Here is a 5,039-nt window from a genome sequence, read left to right on the forward strand (position 1 = left end):
GGATCCGCCAGCCATATTGGCATCGGCGCGGGCCCGGCAATTACCTTTGACCTTGCACCAGCGGCAGTGGTCGCCTGCCTTGAACTCCCCTTCGCCGGCATCCGCGAGCGCCGCAGCAGGCCGCACTACGTTCTCAGCCCACTCCAGCAGCCCCTCAACCGTCAAGGAATCCGTAGATATACTATCCAGGCGCGGCTGCATAATGGACATCCGAACTTCCCGGATATCATAGAAGAGATTATATTCAGCCCAAGCTCCGAGAGCATACAGCCGGATCTGTGGATTACCGTAGGCGCTGACAGGAACGCCCTGACCGTACTTCAGGTCAATAACTTCGAGGATGCCGTCAGAGATCAGGACAACATCTCCGATTCCCCTGCCTTCAGGCACCCACTCACTGAAGTCGGCATTAGCCTCCAGCAGAACGATAGCATCAGCAGAGCGCGCTTTCGCTTCCATTGCCCGTTCTTCCACAAACTCGCAGTAATCCGAGACGGCGTTCTCCATTTCAGGATTATAGAAGCGATTCGACTCTTTGAACGCCTCAATCTTGCCGTCCAGATCTGCCCGGCGCTTAGAATCGCAGATGGTTAGCCGGCGCTGGAGTCGCAGTTCTGACAGCTCATGGGCAGCGGTTCCTTCTTCGGCATACTCACTCCGCTTATCAGGAAAATGCTCTTGCAGGCGGGCGCTCGGCGGGCAGTTGATCCATTGGCTGGCCTTGGACGCCCCAAGCAGCGCGTGAGCTCGTTCGGAGTGTGCGGGAGCCGTCATTCAAGCCCCTCCAAGTCTCGAAGGAAGGACAGGCGCTTGTCATCCGGCAGTGCCGTCACGTTCGGGACGCCATATTCGTCCAGCAGGGCCTTCACCTTGACCTTACCGGCGTTCTTTGCCGCTTCGGCGGCAGACGCGCGCAGCTTCACATCGTCAGGGATCTCTTCGGAAGAGTCGTCCTCCCCGGTGCCAGTTTGCGGCTCTTCTTGCTCAGTCTCGTCTGGCTCCGTCGGAGTTTCTAACTTGGTCGCTCCCGCGCGGCTGCGCTTTGGCTTGTCCGTTGGCTCAGCAATGACTGCCGCTTCCTTCTTGGGTGTTGCACCGACCAGCGCAGAGGCCAAGCCCCCGATCTCTTGCAGGGCCTCTTTCGCGTTATCTCCAGTAATCGTAATTTGTACAGGCATGATGATCCTCCTCGAATGATAAAATAGAATGAATGCAGGAAACACAGACTTGATGGTCATTCCAATGATGGATGAATGAAGCGCTTGTCCACCTTATGGCCGCAGACCTCGCAGCGGATCTCGCCTACAAGCTTAAGAACCATTGCCTAATTCCTTGGTCAGCTCATTCTGACGAGAAGCAAGGATTTGCACGCATTTAAGACAAATCGGCTTACCGCCAAGGGACTGAAGATGTTCTTCCTCGCCGCAAAACGTGCAGCCAGGTGAATATTTTTTCAGAATTACCTTGTCGCCATCGGAGAAGAATTCAATCGGATCTCCCTCTTCGATATTCAGCATGCGGCGCAGCTCCTTCGGGACCACTACGCGGCCCAAATCATCAATACGACGAACAATTCCAGTAGCTTTCATACTTGCGTCTCCTTCCGGCCAGTGTTACACTGACCTCATAATGGTTGATTTGTCTTATGGGCGATCTTGCGGGGTAGGAGCCGCAGGGTCGCCGTTTTCGTTCTGCCGTTTCAGGCATTTCATCACCTGCATGAATCGCATTCCCGGATTCTTGGCAGCATTTTTGGCCGATTGCTTGATATCGGCCGCCAGTTGATCGACCAAGGCTTCGTGACACTCTGGTTCTAATGCAATGAACAGGAATCCGCCCACACCGGAGCAAAGGGCTGACAAGAACTCAGCGACATCTTCTTCGGTGTTTGCCTCTTTGGTAATCTTTGAAATGAACCTTGCAACTTCAGCGCTATAGTCCACCTTCGTTTTCACCTCCTTCTCAGGGTCTCATCATCAACCAGCCTATCAAGATCACCGCAACAGCGATCAACTCCAGCCCCAGAGCGTTCATCAGCCCGCGCCAGAAATTCAAGTCGTCCCGTCTCATGACAGCGCCGCGATCTCGCTATCCAGCCAATCCAGCGCTGCCGGCAGCACGTCAGGATTGCACTCTGCCCAGCCACATATGAGCCGCCACCGCATCCGTCGTAGTTCAAGCCGTCGCTCGATCACCTCAACCGACGTCCGAGAATTGCAGCAGGCTTTCATGGCCTCTCTCCTCCTTCATCAGCGCGGACAGCGTCTCGACGATCTCATAGCGGCCAGCGCCCAGCTTGCCCAGGTGCTTGACTCGACGCGCGGCCAGTTCAGCTTCGATTACCTGGTCAATGTGCCACTTGGCTAGTGCCAGATGGTTCAGTACCAACTTTTCTTGATTTGGCAGTTCTTTATTCAATTGGGGCTTGTCCAACTTAAAATTCCTCCTTCTTGTTAAGTTCCAAGGAGATATTATCGCCATCATTGCATTTGCAGGCATGAATATTTCTTTTTACTCTCATCGATAATATCTAAAAATCTGGTGCGTATGAGATTGTCAATGATCGGCGATAATGGATGAGGAGAAGGATTACTCCGAAGATGAGCAGCTAGCCTTCTCCTGTTCTGCGATCCACTCATCAAGTACTTTTTGACGAAATCTGTAGTCAGTGCCGATTTTATAAAATTTGATTTCTCCTCGCTTGCACATGAGTTGCAGCATACGGTCACTACATCCGAGATAAGCAGCTGCATCTTGTGTGCTAAATGCATTGTGATGAAGCTTTTGCTGGATAAGCGGCTCCAGTTTATCCATGAGTCTAACAAAAACATCCTCCGAAACCTCAGACTTCAAGGTTTCAATGAAGTCTAAAGTAGACATTTGTCTATCCCTCCTATCTATCCATTTAAAATGGACTCGGTATCAAAAAAAATGTCTGAAAACTCCTGTTTAACAATGCGGCAGAACTGTTTCGCCGTACTTATACTCATTTCTTCTGGATCATCTTCCCACTTGGAATATGTCTGCGGGTGTACCCCGAGCAATTCTGCAACCTCCTTCTTAGTCATTTCCGCCAAAACCCTAGCACGGCGCATAGTCACCCGCTCTGTCGTCGATTGTTCCATCATCTTCCCTCCTCGCTACTGGGTACATAAAGAATAATCCATTTTAAATAGACTGTCAACGTTGTTATCTATAATAAATAGATATTTAGCTTGATTTTTTTCACCTTTTTATATATAATCCATTACAAATAGATGAAGGAGTTGGACAGAAAAGTGGAGGAATTGGGAATTGCAGAAAATTTAAAGATTTTAAGAAAACGATATGGATTAACTCAGCAGGAACTCGCTGAGATAGCAGGAGTTACGAATAAAGCTGTATCAGCCTGGGAAAGCGGAATATCTGAACCTCGGATGGGCGCTATCGAAAGAATTTCCCGACATTTCAATATTAAGAAGAGCAATTTGATTGAGATTGGTGGCATGGAAATTTGGACACCAAACCTTGAAAAGGCAATTTCGTTGAGATACCCAAATGAAGCATTCTCTGAAGAAGAAATCGAAGATATCGTCAACTATATTGAATTCGTCAAGGCTAAACGTAAATAACATAGAACTATTCTAAAATTGACAATACGTCAACTTGACTTTACATACATATAAAAACGAACATACATTCGCCGAAAGGAGGTGAAAAAATGGCAAACTGGCAAGATAAAGGGAATGGGAAATACAAGCTTATTGCTGAATTGGGATATGACGCAAAAGGCAAGCGGATGCGGGAATTCACGACGATTACCCTTGATCGCAAACCACGTAAAGGGGAATTAGATTTAGAAGCTGCTAAGTTCGAGGACGCAGTAAAAAACGGAACTTGGCAGAAGCCGCTGAACATGGGATTTGAAGAGTTCGTGCTGAATGATTGGAAAAAAAACTACGCTGACATCGAAATGGGCGACTACACTCGGAAAAATGTTATGTCTCTCATAAAGTGCCGACTAATCCCTGAGTTTGGTCGATATCAATTAGACCGAATATCGACAATCCAAATTGTGCGGTACTTCACAAGCCTATCTGAACCTGCTGCTCGTAAGGATAAGCGAAAAGGGGCTTTGTCAACCAACACATTGATTAATATATATAAGGCCCTTAAATCCATATTCGACACAGCAAAAGAATGGAAACTCATTGTAAGAAACCCAATGGACGGTGTGAAACGACCTAAGCCTGGTAAATCCGAACTTCGGAAAATGAAGAACAGAAAAAAATCCTATACATCAGAGGAAGTAGAGCGGGCGATAACTGCTCTTTACAACGAACCGGACACCTGGAAATTGTATTTCATTGGAGTGCTCTTAGGCGGATACCGCAGGGGTGAATTTTTGGCTACTGAATGGCCAGACTGCGACTTTGACAACAATCAGATTTATGTTGGGAAGCAAATCACATTGGATGAAGAAGGGAGAAGCGTGGAGGGCGAGGTCAAGACCATTGAATCCGAAGGGTACGTCCCTATGCCGAGTTGGTACATGATTGAGCTCCGCTTATATAAGCGCCGACAGATCAGAGAAAGAATGAAGATGAAGCCGGGTGAATGGAAGGGCGGGGATAAGCGTTACGCTTTTCACAGCGGATACGGAGAAAAGTATTACCCCAATACGCCTTCTCTACGTTGGAGAAGAATACTGGACAAGTACAACCTCCCCCGAATCCGCCTGCACGATCTCCGGCACACTACGGCTTTACTGCTGCGCAAGTATGGTGCAGATCTTAAGACTATCCAAAGCCAATTGAGACACTCTCGTTTGGCGACTACAACTGATATCTACATGGAACGGGACACTGGGCCGATCGGAGAGGAGAATCTATTTGAAGTGTTCGACCCAAAAAAGCAGCGTGGACACCAAATGGACACCACAAGCTAATTGTAGTCATTGGGAAACGAAAAACGGACAAAGAAAAAACCCTTGTGGCGCAAGGGTTTTAACAAAAATAAGGGCATAAGCGGGTGATGGGAATCGAACCCACGCTATCAGC

At 48.4% G+C, this 5,039-nt stretch carries 9 protein-coding genes; 2 read left to right on the top strand and 7 right to left on the bottom strand.

Going from position 1 to position 5,039, the window contains the following annotated elements:
* The 7 genes from L691_RS0112810 to L691_RS0112845 all read right to left on the bottom strand — a co-directional run.
* The coding region (locus L691_RS0112810; protein ID WP_025690909.1) for a DUF2800 domain-containing protein at nt 1-774 on the bottom strand (774 nt) is incomplete at its 3' end.
* The gene (locus tag L691_RS0112815) at nt 771-1,178 is read right to left on the bottom strand and encodes a hypothetical protein (RefSeq protein ID WP_025690910.1); all 408 of its coding nucleotides are present in this window, start codon (nt 1,176-1,178) and stop codon (nt 771-773) included. The genes L691_RS0112810 and L691_RS0112815, both read right to left, overlap by 4 nt.
* Before the next feature lie 132 nt (nt 1,179-1,310).
* Nucleotides 1,311-1,589: an AbrB/MazE/SpoVT family DNA-binding domain-containing protein gene (locus L691_RS0112825; RefSeq protein ID WP_025690911.1), complete on the bottom strand. Its 279-nt coding sequence runs from the start codon at nt 1,587-1,589 to the stop codon at nt 1,311-1,313.
* Nucleotides 1,590-1,643: 54 nt separating this feature from the next.
* Nucleotides 1,644-1,943 (bottom strand): hypothetical protein, encoded by a 300-nt coding sequence (locus tag L691_RS0112830; RefSeq protein WP_025690912.1) that lies wholly within the window; start codon nt 1,941-1,943, stop codon nt 1,644-1,646.
* Between the two features lie 253 nt (nt 1,944-2,196).
* Nucleotides 2,197-2,433: a hypothetical protein gene (locus tag L691_RS0112835; RefSeq protein ID WP_025690913.1), complete on the bottom strand. Its 237-nt coding sequence runs from the start codon at nt 2,431-2,433 to the stop codon at nt 2,197-2,199.
* Nucleotides 2,434-2,589: 156 nt separating this feature from the next.
* The gene (locus L691_RS0112840) at nt 2,590-2,880 is read right to left on the bottom strand and encodes a helix-turn-helix domain-containing protein (RefSeq protein ID WP_025690914.1); all 291 of its coding nucleotides are present in this window, start codon (nt 2,878-2,880) and stop codon (nt 2,590-2,592) included.
* 17 nt (nt 2,881-2,897) lie between these two features.
* The gene (locus L691_RS0112845) at nt 2,898-3,128 is read right to left on the bottom strand and encodes a helix-turn-helix transcriptional regulator (RefSeq protein WP_084654120.1); all 231 of its coding nucleotides are present in this window, start codon (nt 3,126-3,128) and stop codon (nt 2,898-2,900) included.
* A gap of 150 nt (nt 3,129-3,278) precedes the next feature.
* Between L691_RS0112845 and L691_RS28795 the strand changes: the two genes are divergently transcribed.
* Nucleotides 3,279-3,611 (top strand): helix-turn-helix transcriptional regulator, encoded by a 333-nt coding sequence (locus L691_RS28795; RefSeq protein ID WP_232229177.1) that lies wholly within the window; start codon nt 3,279-3,281, stop codon nt 3,609-3,611.
* An 89-nt stretch (nt 3,612-3,700) separates the two neighbouring features.
* Complete coding sequence (locus tag L691_RS0112855) at nt 3,701-4,927, top strand: tyrosine-type recombinase/integrase (protein WP_025690917.1); 1,227 nt, start codon at nt 3,701-3,703, stop codon at nt 4,925-4,927.
* Nucleotides 4,928-5,039: the final 112 nt, after the last annotated feature.

It is taken from the genome of Paenibacillus zanthoxyli JH29, from assembly GCF_000520715.1.
GTDB classification, from domain to species: Bacteria; Bacillota; Bacilli; order Paenibacillales; family Paenibacillaceae; genus Paenibacillus_AQ; species Paenibacillus_AQ zanthoxyli.